Source organism: Moorena sp. SIO4E2 (genome assembly GCF_010671945.1).
Classification (GTDB): Bacteria; Cyanobacteriota; Cyanobacteriia; order Cyanobacteriales; family Coleofasciculaceae; genus Moorena; species Moorena producens.
Genome location: NZ_JAAHIE010000125.1, coordinates 1 through 15,939, shown reverse-complemented (window position 1 = coordinate 15,939; position 15,939 = coordinate 1). Strand labels below are relative to the sequence as shown.

Below are 15,939 nucleotides of genomic sequence, written 5' to 3'. Positions count from 1 at the left end.
GGTGGAAGTAACCGGCAACTTGCACCTTATTTATTACCTTATATTAGAGTTCAGCAAAAAAATTTAGGAGTCCATGCGTATATCGTTAAACTGGCTGCGAGAACTAGTAGAGGTAACTCTGACACCAGAAGAGCTAGCTCAAACCTTAACTATGGCTGGGTTTGAGGTAGAAGATATTGAAGACCTGGGAACCCTGGCCGATGGCGTGGTGATTGGCAAGGTTCTGGAGGTAGAGCCTCACCCTAATGCAAATAAGCTTCGGGTTTGTCAAGTGGATATTGGTGGGAGTGACCCATTGAATATTGTTTGTGGTGCGTCGAATGTCCGACCAGACATTTACGTGCCGGTGGCCACCATCGGAACCTACCTACCAACTATTGATTTGAAAATTCGCGCCTCAAAACTGCGAGGTGTTCGCTCAGAAGGGATGATTTGTTCCTTAGCAGAAGTGGGCTTGGCCAAGGAATCCGCTGGCATTCATATTTTCGAGGCAGAAACTATACCCCTAGGCAGTGATGCTCGTCCTTTACTGGGGTTAACTGATATCATTCTTGATGTTACGTCTACGGCTAATCGGGCGGATGCTCTAAGTATGGTGGGCGTGGCCAGAGAAGTAGTGGCCTTAACTGGGGCATCCTTAAGCTTGCCAGAAACTGTTGAGGTGTCTATTCCAGAAGCATCCCATGCCTTGACCTTGAAAGTATCTGAACCGAAAGCTTGCCCCGCCTATATTGGCACTGTGATTGAAGGGGTGAAGATTGGTCCTTCTCCGGATTGGTTACAACAGCGCTTGAAAGCCGCTGGAGTGCGACCGATTAATAATGTAGTGGATGTCACTAATTACATTCTCTTGGAATGGGGTCAGCCCCTCCATGCCTTTGACCGGGAACGCTTGCAAGCTGTTGCTGGGGTCGAAAACCTGACCATTGGTGTCCGCTTTGCTAACAGTGGGGAATCCCTGACTACTCTTGATGGTCAAACCCGTTCCCTGGAACCACAAGCGTTACTGATCACAGCTAACGACCAACCGGTTGCTATGGCTGGGGTTATGGGTGGGGAAGCCACAGAAGTGAACGACAACACCCAAACTATTGTTTTGGAAGCAGCACTGTTTGATCCAGTGACTATTCGTCGTTCTTCCCGCAGTCAAAGCATACGGACAGAATCATCTGCCCGTTATGAGCGTGGTGTCAATCAAGCAGAATTGGATATTGCTTGTAAAAGAGCGATCGCATTAATTACTGAGTTAGCTGCTGGTACCCCCACAACCCAGAGTATTGCTGACCAGCGCCCTGACCCCTCCACTTGGGCACGTTCGATTGAGTTACGTCTTGACCGTGTCAATCAGATTTTAGGACCAGTTAATGAGGCAGAGGAGCTTGGGGAAATCCTGCCAGAAGATGTGGAAAGAATCCTTACTGCCCTCGGATGTCAACTACAACCGCGCTGCACCGAAGATTCTCCCCAATGGAAAGTGATTGTACCGCCCTACCGCTACCGGGATTTAGAGCGGGAAATTGATTTAATTGAAGAAATTGCCCGTCTCTACGGCTATGACAACTTCTGTGATAGCTTACCAGACAAGACTGAACCAGGTTATCTATCTGCTGAGGAATTTTTAAAGCGAAAACTGCGATCGCAATTCCGTGCAGTTGGGTTGACCGAATTAGTCCAGTATTCCTTGGTCAAGCCAGAGGAACAGACCCAAATTCGTCTCGATAATCCCCTGTTTACGGAATACTCATCCCTACGGACGGATTTACTATCAGGGCTGATTGATGCCTGTCAGTACAATATCGAGCAAGGCAACGGTGTACTCAACGGTTTTGAAATTGGTCGGATCTTCTGGCGACCAGAAGAGGGTTTCGCAGAAGCTGATGCTATTGCCGGGATTTTAGGGGGAAATATCACCCAAGGTAACTGGGTCAGGGGAGGGCATTCCGAACCCATGACCTGGTACGAGGCTAAGGGAGTACTAGAGAGTGTGTTTTCCCGTTGCGGTCTGACAGTAGAATACCAACCAGACCACAGCGATCCCCGTCTTCACCCAGGACGCACTGCATCCTTGTGGTTGCAAGGTGAAAAATTAGGAAAATTTGGGCAGTTGCACCCCCAGCTACGCTCAGAAAGAGGTTTTCCCGATCAGGTTTATGTATTTGATTTGGACTTGGATCTAATTCTAGAGGCTCTTGATCGCGATGAAATTCTGACTCCCCGGTTCCAAGTCTATTCCACCTACCCAGCCATTGACCGGGATATTGCCTTCTTTGCCCCACTACAAGTCTCAGTGGCAGAAATCGAACGTTCAACCCAGAAAGCTGCGGGGAATTTGTTGGAGTCAGTGCAATTGTTTGATGAATATAAAGGGGAGTCTGTTCCTGAGGCACAGAGAAGTTTGGCATTTCGGCTAATCTACCGTGCTAGCGATCGCACTCTTACTGATGCAGAAGTCGAGCCAGTACATCAGAAAGTGCGAGAAGCCCTAGAGGAAAAATTTGGGGTTAGCCTTAGAAGTTAAACGGAGAAGTTAAACGGTTGAAGGATGAAGTATTCATACTTCATCCTTCATCTGTCTGCCTCCCGGTCGTCTCCCGCTATAATCGCGAGATTTAGCGGGAGACGTGCCATATAAACACCTGGGGTTCCCCCAGGTGACAGGCACTCAGGAAAGGGAGGACAGGATCTAAGTCGTATAAGCATAACCATCCTTCCTGTGAATAAATTGACAATATTTGTGACTGATGCCCTGCACCAATCCTGATTTAGTTGAGATATTGAAAAACCCTGATTTTCTGGTTGCGACCCGTCCTATATAGGTACCGATCTTTTTTCCTTTGGTTACTACAGCACGAACGATGTCGCCTGTTTGAAAGCCTTTGTGAAATTTGATTCTGGAGCAATGACGAGTGGGAAACCCATACTTATTGGTTCTACAGAGCTGACGAGTGCCATGTCCTTTGGCGGTTATTATCAAAGGATTGGTTACTTCGATAATCAATGTTTCGACTTTCCCGACATTTGCCGCATCCAACCAATGAGTTTTCGGAAGATTTTGACTACACCTATTGAATTTGGTTAATCCGCCACTACCTACTTCAACAGGTAGCCCTGTTGACTTGAGATCGTGGTACAACTTCCATCGGGTTGTATTGACAGAAGCCGCATCAGCCAGAGGGCGTTTAGCTTGACTTAGTATGCGTCTCAAGATACTAGGCTTTTTAGACAAGAAAAGTTCAATGTTTTGATTAGATTTAGCCTGGTTACATGGGTGACATGCAATCGCTAAATTAGAAACTCGATCGCGTAGCGTGGCCGAAAGGCCAATCAGAGCCACCTTTGGATAATGGCTTAATATGCTCAATTTCTAATTGAGTTCCTGTCGTCCCACAATAAGCACATTTACGATTCCATTTTTCAAGTAAATATTCTCGGAGTTCATAGCCATAAAGTGTTCCTTGTTGATACTCGATTCCAGATATTTCAGGATTTTGCAGTTTTTGAGTATCAAACCTGACTAATTCTTGAGAGATGCCGGTAATAGGGCACAATCGACTCAACCTTTCAACCCAAGTTAAAATGTTTTGAACTCTAGACATTAAGCTAGGAGCTAGCCAACCTTCTGGTCTGGTTCTATTAAGAAATCTGGGCTTGCGGTATCGAGTCTTACGATTCCGTCTACTGCGTCTTAACTGCCTGCGAGAGATCAAAGAATCTCGTATTTGAAAACCTCTATGGGTGAGTTCTGCTCCCCAAATTACTCGCTTTCCTTGAATAATAGCTAAACCGCTTGTTTTTGCTCCAGGGTCTATTTTGAGCTGGTGATTATGAGTTATTGGCTGTTTTATTTCCTCCGTCAAAATTATGGTAAATGGGTAACGACGATAGACCTTCGCTTTTCCTGACGAAAGTAAAATCCTAGCTCTTACAGGTTTACACGGATCTAAAGGTTGTCGGTTCTTGTTGAGTACAAAGACACGCATAATTGTGTTTACTCCTATTACTAGGGTTAAGTTAGCTTAGTCAATGTTATTCCTCGGTACTTTCCTAGTCGCACTGGCTTAACCCAAATACACCTGTTTAACGACCGGGTTCTAGAGCTGAAGACTAGCTACGCATCCTCAGGTAGGAACTTTAACACTTAGGAATAACGTAGTTCTTATAGAACTTAGACTGGTCAACTACGAGCTTTTAACAAGCTCCCGCTATAGTCCCATAGGACTTAGCGGTGAGTTATTGACTCATATCGTCATAGAGTTCATCTAGGTTCTGGTGCTGAGTACGGCGGGAGCGACGGCGGTATTTTTTTGTTTCTAGCTTAGGTTCGTATTGACGCCGACCAGAAGCTTTAATTTTTAACTTCATACTGGATTCGATATCAGCTTTTTGCTTCAAAGCCTCTTGTCGTGCGATCACTTCTGCTAAAAAATCCAGATAATGCTGGTACCGTTCCCAGTCTCCTCGCACAGCACAGTTTGGCTCATCCCGATGTAGGCAATTACTGAATTGACAGCGGTGTTGGGCTAAACGCTCTCTTGCTTCTGGAAAGTAATAGATTAAATCCTCAGGAGAACAAGTCAAGTCAGGCTGATTGAATCCGGGGGTATCTGCCAAAAAACCACCTTTAGGCAACTCAAATAATTCTACATGGCGAGTGGTGTGGCGTCCTCGACCCAGTTTACCAGTCACTGCTGCCACCCGGACCCTTGTTGCTGGAATCAGATAATTAATTAGACTCGATTTACCGACACCGGAAAGACCAGCCATAACGCTGATTGTCTGACTCAACAGGTCAGTCAGTTGTGCTAAACAAGTACCATTATGAACGCTGATCAAGACTGGCTGATAACCCCATGCTTCCAGACGCTGTTGCCAATCCTGCTGTTGCTGTTGTGTTACTAAATCAAGTTTATTCAGACACAAACATACCTTGAAACCAGTAGATTCTGCTTTCACCAAAAACCGACTCAGCTGATAAGCATCCAGGGTCGGTTCTTCCAGAGCAAAAACCACCAGAATTTGCTGAGCATTGGCGATTGGTGGGCGGTCGAGCTGGCTTGTCCGGGGCAGCACTTCCGCAATCACCCCTCGTCCACCAGCCCAGTCAGGTTCCTCTACTAGAACCCGGTCTCCCACCATGACTTGCTGGCCAATTTTTTTCAACCGGGCTCTACGGGTACATAAGAGGTTTGAAGGTTGTAGGTTATTTGCTTGAAGGTTATCTTCGTAACCTACAACCTCCAACTTGTCAACCTTCAACTGATCTAAACGCACCTGATAGAAATTTGCCTGAACCGCCAGCACGGTACCCAGCCAAGGGGTTGACAAGTTTGATGAATTAGTGTATTCTAATTCAATCATGAAGATGCTGGTGTGGACGACGCACCTTCAGAGCAAAATAGCGATCGCGTTCTTCAACGCCCTCTATCGGGTAACCCTCCATAGTCAGACTATCAGGAACCTGTTCAATGGGTTCTCCTGGGTCGAGCCACACTTCTAATAGGGCACCTGGAGCCATTTTCTCTAGATATAGTTTAGTGCGAACAAAGTTAATCGGGCAAGGGGTACCCCGCAGATCCAGCTGATCATCAGGTAATGAACTGATCTGGGAGGAGGCTAGTGTACTCATGAGCCAAACAACCCTCCCAAGAATCCTTCTATACCACCTTTACCAGTGCGCTCACCCTTAATTTTCGCTAGCTTCTCTAGCAATTCCCTTTCCTCAGCGGTAATTCGAGTGGGGATATCTACCAAAATCGTGATTAGGTGATCGCCCCGACTGACTGGGTTGCCCAATTTGGGGACACCGTGATTCTCTAAAGTTAATACAGTATTGGGTTGAGTACCGGGTGGAATAGTTAATTCCACTGGACCGTCTACTGTCTCTGCTTCGATAAGACAGCCTAAAATGGCTTGTAAATAGCTAATTTTCATTTCAGACAGAATGTTAATGCCATCCCGCTGAAACTGGCTGTCTTCGTTTACAAATAGATAAACGTATAGGTCTCCTGGTGGACCAGCACGTAATCCAGCATCCCCTTCTTTAGAAACCCGTAGCCTGGTGCCATTATCCACCCCTGCTGGAATGGTGATTTTCAGTTTTTTGGTTTCTTGTTTACGACCAGCACCACCACAGGCTTCACACTTATCCTCAATGATTTGACCTTCACCGTTACAGGTAGGACAGACTGAGACTTGGGTGAAACTACCAAAAGGGGTACGAGTAGCACGCCGTACTTGACCTGAACCGTTACACGTTGGGCAAGTGCGGGGTCGAGTTCCTGGCTTTGCCCCTGTGCCGTTACAGACTTTACAAGTTTCTAGGTGAGGAATGCGGATTTCCTTTTCACCACCGAATATAGCTTCCTTGAAAGCCAGCTTCAAGTCTAGTCGCAGGTCGTCACCACGCACCGGGCCACTACGCCGACGACCAGTTTGCTGACCCATACCACCAGCAAAGCCGCTGAAGAAGCTTTCAAAAATATCAGCAAAGCCCATATCCCCAAAATCTGAGTAGGCTGCTCCCGCACCTGAGGAAACACCAGCTTCCCCAAAACGGTCATATCTTGCTCGAGTTTCTGGTTCTGAGAGGACTTCGTAAGCCCGGTTAATTTCCTTAAAGCGCTCTTCAGCTCCTGGTTCTTTGTTAACATCTGGGTGGTACTTCCGTGCCAAGCGACGGTAAGCACGTTTAATTTCATCTTTGTCGGCATCACGAGAGACACCAAGCAGATCATAATAGTCAGCCATAGAGCGCTGATCGGTATTCCATTTACATAGTAGGGGCTATTGTTATTCCTCAGGTTATTGCTATCAAAGCACCATAAGCGCATTTCAGCATTACCTGCATCCTATATCATTGTCTATCAAAAAAATCAGCTGATTGCCACCTGCTTCTGTGACCATACTCTCGCGGTCGGCTTGAGCTAGTCAAAGCAGCGAATTAAATTATCTATCTGTTAGAGAGCTGTTGCCGTAATCAACTGCTTCGTAGTCAACATTCACCTCTAAGGTTTCATCCTCAAAATCAACCACAAATTCTCCTAGAGCATCCGGTTCTCTTTGGCTGGAGTCGTTGGAATTTGAATCTTGAACTGTTTCGTCAGAGGTGATAAATTCCGGGTCTGACCCAAAGCTGGCACTGGCGTAAATGATACCCCCAATTTCCAAGACAGTTTTCTGCAAAGTTTCAATAGCTTCTTTCACCTCCTCGACCTCAATTGAGGGGTCTGTCATTATGGTGTCTAGGTGCTGCTTTTGTTGATCTGCTTGCTCCTTTAATCCGTGAGCCTGAAGGTTAGCGCTAATCAATTCCCCATGGTCTTTGATGGTAGATTCATAGTTATATAGTAAGCTATCGGCTTGGTTTTTGAGTTGCACCAATTCCATGCGACGGCGGTCTTGGTCAGCATAGTCTTCTGCCTCACGGCGCATCCGTTCCACCTCCGCTGGACTTAATCCCCCCGTATTGGTAATCACAATACTTTGCTCTTTCCCAGTGCCTCGATCAGTGGCAGCGACTTTAAGAATGCCGTTGACATCGATTTCAAAGGTGACTTCAATTTGAGGGACACCACGGGGAGCTGGGGGAATACCAGTCAGCAGGAATTTTCCCAGGCTTTTGTTATCTCTAGCCATTGCCCGCTCCCCCTGCAATACGTGGATTTCTACGGAGGTTTGTCCATCGGTAGCGGTGGAAAATACCTGGGACTTACTGGTAGGAATAGTCGTGTTGCGCTCGATAATTTTGGTGAACACTTCCCCTAAGGTTTCTATACCCAGGGACAGGGGAGTAACATCCAGTAGCAGGACATCTTCGACTTCCCCACCCAAAACACCAGCCTGAATTGCTGCTCCCAATGCCACAGCTTCATCGGGGTTCACCGAACGATCGGTAGCCTTACCATTAAAAAACCTTTTAATAGCATCCTGCACCGCCGGGATACGGGTCGAACCCCCTACCAGCAAAATGCGGTCAATGTCCTCTGGCTTGAGGTCACTATCTTTGAGCGCCTGCTTTACCGGTTCTATAGTTGCGTTAATCAAGTCCCTGGATAGTTCTTCAAACTTAGCCCGGGACAACTCCATCTCTAAGTGTTTTGGTCCTGTTTCATCAGCAGTAATGAAGGGCAAGTTGATGGGGGTGGCTACCATGCTAGACAGTTCAATTTTTGCCTTTTCCGCCGCCTCTCGCAAACGCTGAAGAGCCATTTTGTCTTGGGTGAGATTGATGCCCTCTTTGGCTTTAAAGTTTTCCACCATCCAGCGGACAATCACGTTATCGAAGTCATCTCCCCCCAAGTGATTGTTACCAGACGTTGCCTTTACTTCAAAGACCCCATTACCCAGTTGCAGAACTGATACATCAAAGGTACCACCCCCCAAGTCAAACACCAATATAACTTGGTCTTGATCCAACTTATCTAAGCCATAGGCAAGAGCAGCAGCAGTGGGTTCATTTATAATGCGCAACACTTCCAATCCAGCAATGGTACCCCCATCCTTGGTGGCTTGTCGTTGCGCATCGGTAAAGTAGGCCGGAACTGTGATCACGGATTGAGTCACTGGTTCCCCAAGAAAGGTTTCAGCATCAGCCTTGAGCTTTTGTAAGATCATGGCCGATATTTCCTGAGGGGTGTACTCGCGATGCCGAATCTTTACATCTACCGTCTCATCACGACCCTTAACACAGGTATAGGGAACACGGGAACGCTCTGTAGCGGTTTCATCCCAACGACGTCCGATAAAGCGCTTGATACTGTAGACACTGTTTTCCGCATTGGTCACTGCTTGACGCTTGGCCAGTTGACCCACTAGGTGCTCCCCTGACTTGCCAAATCCCACAATACTCGGTGTGGTTCGCCCACCTTCCGAGCTGGAAATGACTATGGGTTTACCTCCTTCTAAGACAGCAACACAACTATTGGTTGTGCCTAGGTCGATGCCAATAACTTTTCCCATAGGGTTGCAGCTTAACGGTTAGTAAAGTTATTTTAGTTTGATTTTTTGTTGAGTTGCTCAAAATAATAGAACTTCCCTTGGTGCTACATCCCTTTTGGTAGGATGATCAGAGGCTGACACCAAAGGAAGGTTAACCAATCAATGGCAGCTAATTTTCCGCCTCAGCAGACTTCTGACCTTCCGAGGTTTCCTGTGGTTCTGCCGCCGCAGCTACTTTCACCATAGCGTGACGCAGCACCCGCTCCCCAAGTAAATAACCCCGCATTAGCTGTTCTATGACCACTCCTTCTGGATAGTCATCCGTTGGTTCTCGCATCACCGCTTCGTGGAGATTGGGGTCAAACTCTTGCCCTTCTGGTCGCATCGCAGCAACCCCAAGGCGCTTGAGACTGTCTACCAGCTGTTTATAAACACCTTGATAGCTTTTGTGAATCGACATTTCCCCATCATTTTGAGGCTTAATTTGGGTACGCGCCCGTTCAAAATTATCTACTACTGACAATAACTCAGTGATCGTGTTTCCTTTAACTTGATGTTCCAAGTCTTCTTTCTCTTTAGTTGACCGTTTGCGGAAGTTCTCAAAATCTGCCGCAATCCGGATGTATTGAGATTTAAAGGAGTCACATTGCTGAGTTCGCTCTTCTAGTTGAGCTTTCAGGGCTTGATTTTCCTGCTTGATTGTTTCTAGAATCTTGGCATCGTCCTCGGTAGGTGATTCATCGGTAGTAGCTGTTGCAGCTACATCGGTCTGGGCTTCTTGGTCGTTGAGCCCTGACTCAGATGCTTCAGCAGCAGGGGATTCAGTTGGTTGTGCTGCTTCAGGGTTGACATCTGAGTCAGATGCTACGGCTACCGCTTCCGCCTCATGATTGTCTTCGAGTACCGTGGTGGACTCTTCGTTTGTCTGCTGCGAAGTGTTATCTGACTGTTTTGCTTCGTCAATCATGCTCCACTCATCCCAATTCAATAAAGTGCTAGTTTATCTATAATTTCTTACTAGCCAACCAATTTTCCAGCAAATTTTGTAAACTAACCACGTTCAGTCTAACGACTATAGCATTGGTTTCTAACCTGATTGAGAGTTACTCCGACCGTAAACTTACCTCAACTGTGTGGTCTTCCACACCTCCGTCAGCAAGAATGCTGCTGTTGGAAGTGTAGCCGATCAGATCCTTATGGCCTGTACCCTTACCACTGTCCTTGATGGCGCTACTTCCGTTGGCTGGTCTTGTTGCATACTTTGGCTGGTCTTGTTGCATAGTTGAATGTTGTGGCTAAATCAGTCATTAATCAAAATCTAGCATCTGAGATTGTGAACCACCTTGATGGATTAGGGGTTGATAATAATTATACAGCCAATGACTTGACTGAGTTTTTATTATGATGTATAATTCAATATTTAACTGCGACAAATTATTCTAGTCCGTCAATCTAACTAAAAGGTAAAAATAACCAGAGTGGCAGCCACTCCTATGTTAGTTAACATAAGGCTTTTGGGAATACTGTGTAAAGTAAGGAGAGCTCCTATTCCGTCATGACTTACTCCTCATCTCAACGACGCGCCCTAGTAGTCCGTAACGATTTTTCTCCATTTGGCAATAAACTGATTCAGGCTGGTTACGTTAATGCTGACCAGATGCAGCAAGCAATGCTGGAAACTCGCAAGTCCGGAAGACCACTGACGGAAGTCGTCGAAGCAATGACCGGACGTCAGTTACCACCGGACTTGATCCGTCAATACAAGAAGCAGCAGTTGTTTGAACTAAAAGTTCTTTTTGGTGTTGAGTCTCTAGATCCGGAAATTAGTGATATTTCCACTCAGCAAGTCGGTGGCTTGATCGAAACCCTGATTCCCATTGATATTTGCCGTCGCTATCACCTGCTCCCCATATCTAAGCATGAAACTGAGCCGCCATCGGTTTTGGTGGCAATGGTTTCTCCTGATGATCTAGAAGCCCAGGATGATTTGAATCGGATTCTACGACCTCAGGGAATCAAGTTGCAACGGATGGTCATCACTAAGGAAGACTATCAGCAAATCATTAGTCAGTATCTTGACGATCAGTTGGCACGGCAAAAGCAACTAGATCAACAAAAATCCGTAGATGTAAAGGAGGATTTAGAGAATTTAGGCTCATTCGATACTTTACAGGATGCCCCAGAGGAAGCGGAAGCAGACCTAGATTCTTCTTTGAATGAGGCAGGTGGGGCTCCGATCATCAACTTGGTTAACAAAATCCTGGCTAAGGCTTTACAAGAAGGGGTTTCTGACATTCACATCGAACCCCAAGAGGAGCAGTTGCGGGTGCGCTATCGCAAAGATGGGGTACTGCGTCAAGCCTTTGATGCCTTACCACAGCGAATACATACAGCGGTGGCGGCTCGTTTCAAAATCATGGCAGATCTCGACATTGCGGAAAGACGCTTACCCCAAGACGGTAAAATTCGGCGTATGTTCCAGGGGCGAAAAGTTGACTTTAGGGTCAATACCTTGCCCAGTCGTTATGGGGAAAAGGTGGTTCTGCGGATCCTAGATAACGAATCCACCCAGTTGGGGTTGGATAAGTTGATCACAGACCCAGACACCTTAGAATTGGTCAGGGAAATGGCTAAGCGTCCCTTTGGATTAATCTTGGTGACGGGTCCAACGGGATCGGGGAAATCAACCACCTTGTATTCAATTCTGGCTGAACGTAATGACCCTGGGGTTAATATTAGTACTGCAGAAGACCCGATTGAGTATTCCTTACCTGGGATTACCCAAGTCCAGGTTATTCGGGAAAAAGGCATGGATTTTGCCTCAATTCTACGAGCCTTTCTGCGCCAAGACCCGGACGTGATTCTGGTGGGTGAGACCCGAGACAAAGAAACAGCCAAAACGGCGATTGAAGCAGCTTTGACTGGTCACTTAGTCTTGACTACTCTACACACTAATGATGCGGCTGGTGCGATCGCTCGTTTAGATGAAATGGGTGTTGAACCCTTCATGGTTTCCGGTGCCTTGCTGGGAGTGTTGGCTCAACGATTGATGCGGCGTGTTTGTTCCAATTGCCGCATTTCTTACCAACCAAGTTCGGCAGAACTAGCGCGCTATGGTCTGTCCGCCTCTAGGGATGGGGAGATTACCATCTATCGCGCCAATACCCTGACACCAGAGCAAATCGTTGAAGCTAGGGCACTTGGTACACTGTGTCAAACCTGTAATGGTATTGGTTACAAAGGAAGGGTTGGTGTTTATGAAGTTATGCGCGTCTCTGAGAACCTGCAAGCCTTAATCAACCAAGGTGCCCCCACGGAAAGGATTAAGGAAGCTGCTGTAGAGGAAGGGATGATCACCATATTAGCCTATAGCTTGAATTTGGTACAGGAAGGTTACACCACCTTTGAAGAAGTCGAACGAGTAACCTTTACTGATTCCGGCTTAGAGACAGAAATTAAAGCTAAACGCAAGAGTTCTCTGACCTGTGGCACTTGCTCAGCTCAATTACAGGCGGAGTGGCTAGACTGTCCTTACTGTATGACACCCCGTTTTCAAAATTAATTTAGTTATTAGTCCATTGTTAATGAACAATTGGCTATTTTATTTTGAGTAATGACTAATCACTAACGACTACTGACGTTTTTAAGGCAGAGAAGATTATGGAACTGATGATTGAAGACTTGATGGAGCAGATGATTGAGATGGGGGGGTCAGATATGCACATCCAAGCGGGTGCGCCAGTCTACTTCCGCGTCAGTGGTAAACTCCAACCCATTGATGACGAATCCCTGAACCCTCAAGCCTGTCAGCGATTGATTTTCAGTATGCTTAACAATTCACAGCGTAAGGAATTGGAGCAAAACTGGGAACTTGATTGTTCCTATGGTGTCAAGGGGTTGGCTCGCTTCCGTGTCAATGTTTACAAAGAACGGGGTTGCTATGCGGCTTGCTTGAGGGCGTTGTCTTCCAAGATTCCTAACTTTGACAAATTGGGTTTACCGGATGTGGTGCGCTCGATGAGTGAACGACCAAGGGGAATGGTATTGGTCACCGGACCCACGGGTTCTGGGAAAACCACTACCCTAGCAGCCATGATTGACTTAATTAACCGCACTCGGGCAGAACATATTCTGACAGTGGAAGACCCGATAGAATATGTGTTTCCTAACATCAAGAGCTTGATTCACCAACGTCAAAAAGGTGAAGATACCAAGAGCTTTGCCAATGCCCTGAAGGGGGCACTGCGGGAAGACCCGGATGTGATTTTGGTGGGTGAAATGCGGGATATGGAAACAATTGCTCTTGCTATTTCCGCAGCTGAAACCGGTCACTTGGTATTTGCAACGCTACACACTAACTCAGCTGCTCAAACTGTAGACAGGATCATTGATGTGTTCCCATCTGGACAGCAAGCTCAAATCCGAGCTCAGCTGTCTAACTCTTTGATTGCAGTCTTTAGTCAATGTCTAGTACCGAAGAAAAACCCTAAACCCGGTGAGTTTGGTCGGACGATGGCTCAGGAAATCATGGTAGTGACACCTGCTATTTCTAACCTGATCCGGGAAGGAAAAACGTCTCAAGTGTACTCTGCTATCCAAACCGGTATGAAATTGGGAATGCAGACCCTGGAACAAGCTTTAGCTTATCAGGTGAAATCTGGCTTGATCTCTTTGGAAGCAGCAGTTGGCAAAAGTTCTAAACCAGACGAATTGCAACGTATCCTTGCTGGTTCTGGAGGGATGAATGCTAAGGGCGCTAGAGCAAAGGCAACCCGCTAGTCGTAAGCTATCAGCTATCAGCGTGTCGCGTATCAGCGTGTCGCGTATCAGCATAGGCTTTGATCGGCTTTTCCCCAGACTTTCAATTCTCTAAAATCTCTTAATATTAAATTATCCCAATCGATGTTTATTTTAAGCTGACGGCTGAGGGCTGTTCGCGAAGCGTGGCCAACGGCCAACGGCTTACCGCTAGTCTAGAGAAAGCAGGGACTGGATCGATAAAATTTGCGATTAGACTTAATCTAGAAAAAAGCCATGCCTACTTTTATTGCTCAAGTTCGGGACAAATCAGGCAAATCCAAAAAACAAAAAATTGAAGCTGCTACTCCTGAACAAGCCCGCAGCATCCTAGAAAATCGGTATTCTGCTGTTGGCAGCGTCAAGAAAAGCTTAGATGTTAGCTTTAGCCTCTCAGACCTTTCCGAAAAATTTACCAATGTCACGATCAAAGACAAAGCGGTCTTTTCTCGTCAGTTTGCCGCTATGGTTAATGCTGGTGTGGCTATCGTCCGCTGTCTTGGGGTATTAGGGGAACAGTGTTCTAATCCTAAGCTGAAAAAGGCTTTGATGAACATCAGTGCTGAGGTACAACAAGGAACTAATCTATCGGATGCTATGCGTAAGCATCCAGATTGTTTTGATAATCTTTACGTGAGTATGGTTCAAGCTGGGGAGGTTGGGGGTGTCCTTGATGAAGTGCTCAACCGATTAGCTAAGCTGCTGGAAGATATGAATCGGCTGCAAAACCAAATCAAATCAGCTATGGCTTACCCTAGTGTGGTAGGATTCTTAGCTCTACTGGTTTTTCTGGCAATGACGATGTTTCTGATCCCAATCTTTGCTGGGATATTTCAAGATTTAGGAACGGAATTGCCAGCTTTAACTAAGTTTATGTTATGGTTGAGCGGCATCCTCAGAAGTTGGAAAGTATTGATTCCCATTGCTGTTATAATTGTATTAGTTACAGCTTTTAAATATTACTATAAAACCCCCATGGGTAAGTTACAGATTGATGCATTGCAGTTGAAAATACCTCTGTTTGGTGAGTTGAATGAAAAAGGCTCTGTAGCTCGCTTTTGCCGAGTGTTTGGCTCCTTAACTCGTTCGGGAGTACCGATCCTGAATTCCTTAGATATTGTAAGAGATACAGCGGGTAACCAGGTAATTTCTAATGCTATTAACTCAGCTAAAAATGAGATTCAACAGGGTGGGATGATTAGCCTGGCTTTACAACGAGAAAACATTTTTCCTCCTTTAGCAATTCAAATGATTAGTATTGGAGAAGAGACGGGTGAGTTGGATTCTATGGTGATGAAAGTTGCTGACTTCTATGAAGATGAAGTGGAGCAAGCGGTTAAAGCACTAACTAGTATCTTGGAACCAATTATGATTGTGGTTTTGGGAGGCATGGTTGGTGTGATCTTGATATCTATGTATCTACCAATGTTTAAAGTGTTTGAAACTATGGGCTAATTCGATGCCTGTTCACAAATCTGATTACGAAGCTTGGCTAGCAGAGTATAGTAACCATGATGGTGCGATCGCACTCCTTAAATCCTATCGACCTTACCTGGAAATGATTCCTAGTATGCGCCGACCTAATGAGTGTGTGATCACCATTCCCTTGCCAGTGGTGAGAATTCGTCACTCGCCATCCTCCTTAGGGCATAAAAGCGTTAGCCATGGCACGATCACCGAAGCCGTAGGTTTACCCTGTGATCTAGCTATGGTAATGTGTGATCCCGAATGGAAAGTCAAGATGGAGATCGAGATTGTTCTATTTATCCATCGCCCCCATGAAGACTTTTCTGATTTGCTCAGTCGCTGGCGTCATACCCAAGTGTTACTAGACAAAGACTATGAATGGCTAATGCCTCCTGGCTATCAACACATTCTCAGTGATGGCGTAAACCGTATCTATCCCCTGTTTGTGGTGTTCCCAGAGACACCCCAACGGATTCAGCGAGGCTTACTAGGGGCTAGTCTACCATTTGTGCTGCAAACGACCGATGCTATTAGTCTGGAACAGGAGGAAACATCAGACAGCTGCTCCAGCAAAAGTCCACCAGCTTAGTTTAATAATTTGGGGAGATAGGGAGGTGGGGAGTTTGGGAGATGGGGAGATATTTATTAAGGGTAATTATCAGGAAATTATTTTATTATAGCGTTTTTTAGAGCTATAGACAGAAGAGGGCTCGCCCAAAGGTGGTGCGTTACGGGGCG

10 protein-coding genes and 1 pseudogene are annotated in these 15,939 nt (G+C 46.2%); 5 read left to right on the top strand and 6 right to left on the bottom strand.

The window, feature by feature from the left end; translation table 11 throughout:
- Positions 1–73 precede the first annotated feature (73 nt).
- A complete protein-coding gene (gene pheT / locus F6K37_RS15330) occupies positions 74–2,518 on the top strand; it encodes a phenylalanine--tRNA ligase subunit beta (RefSeq protein ID WP_287251034.1) in 2,445 nt (814 codons plus the stop codon).
- Between the two features lie 165 nt (positions 2,519–2,683).
- Here pheT and iscB read toward each other — a convergent pair.
- The 6 genes and pseudogenes from iscB to grpE form a co-directional block, all read right to left on the bottom strand.
- Positions 2,684–3,980: pseudogene (gene iscB, locus F6K37_RS15325) on the bottom strand (RNA-guided endonuclease IscB).
- Between the two features lie 250 nt (positions 3,981–4,230).
- Entirely contained in the window at positions 4,231–5,358 is a 1,128-nt protein-coding gene (gene rsgA, locus F6K37_RS15320) for a small ribosomal subunit biogenesis GTPase RsgA (protein WP_009149234.1), read from the bottom strand.
- Positions 5,351–5,626: a sulfurtransferase TusA family protein gene (locus tag F6K37_RS15315; RefSeq protein ID WP_009149233.1), complete on the bottom strand. Its 276-nt coding sequence runs from the start codon at positions 5,624–5,626 to the stop codon at positions 5,351–5,353. The genes rsgA and F6K37_RS15315 overlap by 8 nt, the downstream gene beginning before the upstream one ends.
- Positions 5,623–6,747, bottom strand: a complete 1,125-nt coding sequence (gene dnaJ / locus F6K37_RS15310; RefSeq protein ID WP_009149232.1) for a molecular chaperone DnaJ — start codon at positions 6,745–6,747, stop codon at positions 5,623–5,625. The genes F6K37_RS15315 and dnaJ overlap by 4 nt, the downstream gene beginning before the upstream one ends.
- A gap of 198 nt (positions 6,748–6,945) precedes the next feature.
- Entirely contained in the window at positions 6,946–8,958 is a 2,013-nt protein-coding gene (gene dnaK, locus F6K37_RS15305; RefSeq protein ID WP_009149231.1) for a molecular chaperone DnaK, read from the bottom strand.
- A 148-nt stretch (positions 8,959–9,106) separates the two neighbouring features.
- Positions 9,107–9,904: a nucleotide exchange factor GrpE gene (gene grpE / locus F6K37_RS15300; protein WP_009149230.1), complete on the bottom strand. Its 798-nt coding sequence runs from the start codon at positions 9,902–9,904 to the stop codon at positions 9,107–9,109.
- A 588-nt stretch (positions 9,905–10,492) separates the two neighbouring features.
- On the opposite strand from grpE, the gene F6K37_RS15295 reads away from it, so the two are divergent.
- The 4 genes from F6K37_RS15295 to F6K37_RS15280 all read left to right on the top strand — a co-directional run bounded on the left by F6K37_RS15295 (position 10,493) and on the right by F6K37_RS15280 (position 15,790).
- Positions 10,493–12,499 (top strand): GspE/PulE family protein, encoded by a 2,007-nt coding sequence (locus F6K37_RS15295; protein ID WP_009149227.1) that lies wholly within the window; start codon positions 10,493–10,495, stop codon positions 12,497–12,499.
- Positions 12,500–12,597: 98 nt separating this feature from the next.
- The gene (locus tag F6K37_RS15290) at positions 12,598–13,716 is read left to right on the top strand and encodes a type IV pilus twitching motility protein PilT (RefSeq protein ID WP_009149225.1); all 1,119 of its coding nucleotides are present in this window, start codon (positions 12,598–12,600) and stop codon (positions 13,714–13,716) included.
- Positions 13,717–13,971: 255 nt separating this feature from the next.
- Positions 13,972–15,189, top strand: a complete 1,218-nt coding sequence (locus tag F6K37_RS15285; RefSeq protein WP_009149224.1) for a type II secretion system F family protein — start codon at positions 13,972–13,974, stop codon at positions 15,187–15,189.
- A gap of 4 nt (positions 15,190–15,193) precedes the next feature.
- The gene (locus F6K37_RS15280; RefSeq protein ID WP_009149223.1) at positions 15,194–15,790 is read left to right on the top strand and encodes a hypothetical protein; all 597 of its coding nucleotides are present in this window, start codon (positions 15,194–15,196) and stop codon (positions 15,788–15,790) included.
- Positions 15,791–15,939 lie beyond the last annotated feature (149 nt).

Coding starts and splice junctions, on each gene's coding strand:
- F6K37_RS15290 (WP_009149225.1), top strand. CDS start 12,598: ATGGAACTGATGATTGAAGACTTGATGGAGCAGATGATTGAGATGGGG.
- F6K37_RS15280 (WP_009149223.1), top strand. CDS start 15,194: ATGCCTGTTCACAAATCTGATTACGAAGCTTGGCTAGCAGAGTATAGT.
- F6K37_RS15295 (WP_009149227.1), top strand. CDS start 10,493: ATGACTTACTCCTCATCTCAACGACGCGCCCTAGTAGTCCGTAACGAT.
- F6K37_RS15315 (WP_009149233.1), bottom strand. CDS start 5,626: ATGAGTACACTAGCCTCCTCCCAGATCAGTTCATTACCTGATGATCAG.
- grpE (WP_009149230.1), bottom strand. CDS start 9,904: ATGATTGACGAAGCAAAACAGTCAGATAACACTTCGCAGCAGACAAAC.
- F6K37_RS15285 (WP_009149224.1), top strand. CDS start 13,972: ATGCCTACTTTTATTGCTCAAGTTCGGGACAAATCAGGCAAATCCAAA.
- rsgA (WP_009149234.1), bottom strand. CDS start 5,358: ATGATTGAATTAGAATACACTAATTCATCAAACTTGTCAACCCCTTGG.
- pheT (WP_287251034.1), top strand. CDS start 74: ATGCGTATATCGTTAAACTGGCTGCGAGAACTAGTAGAGGTAACTCTG.
- dnaJ (WP_009149232.1), bottom strand. CDS start 6,747: ATGGCTGACTATTATGATCTGCTTGGTGTCTCTCGTGATGCCGACAAA.
- dnaK (WP_009149231.1), bottom strand. CDS start 8,958: ATGGGAAAAGTTATTGGCATCGACCTAGGCACAACCAATAGTTGTGTT.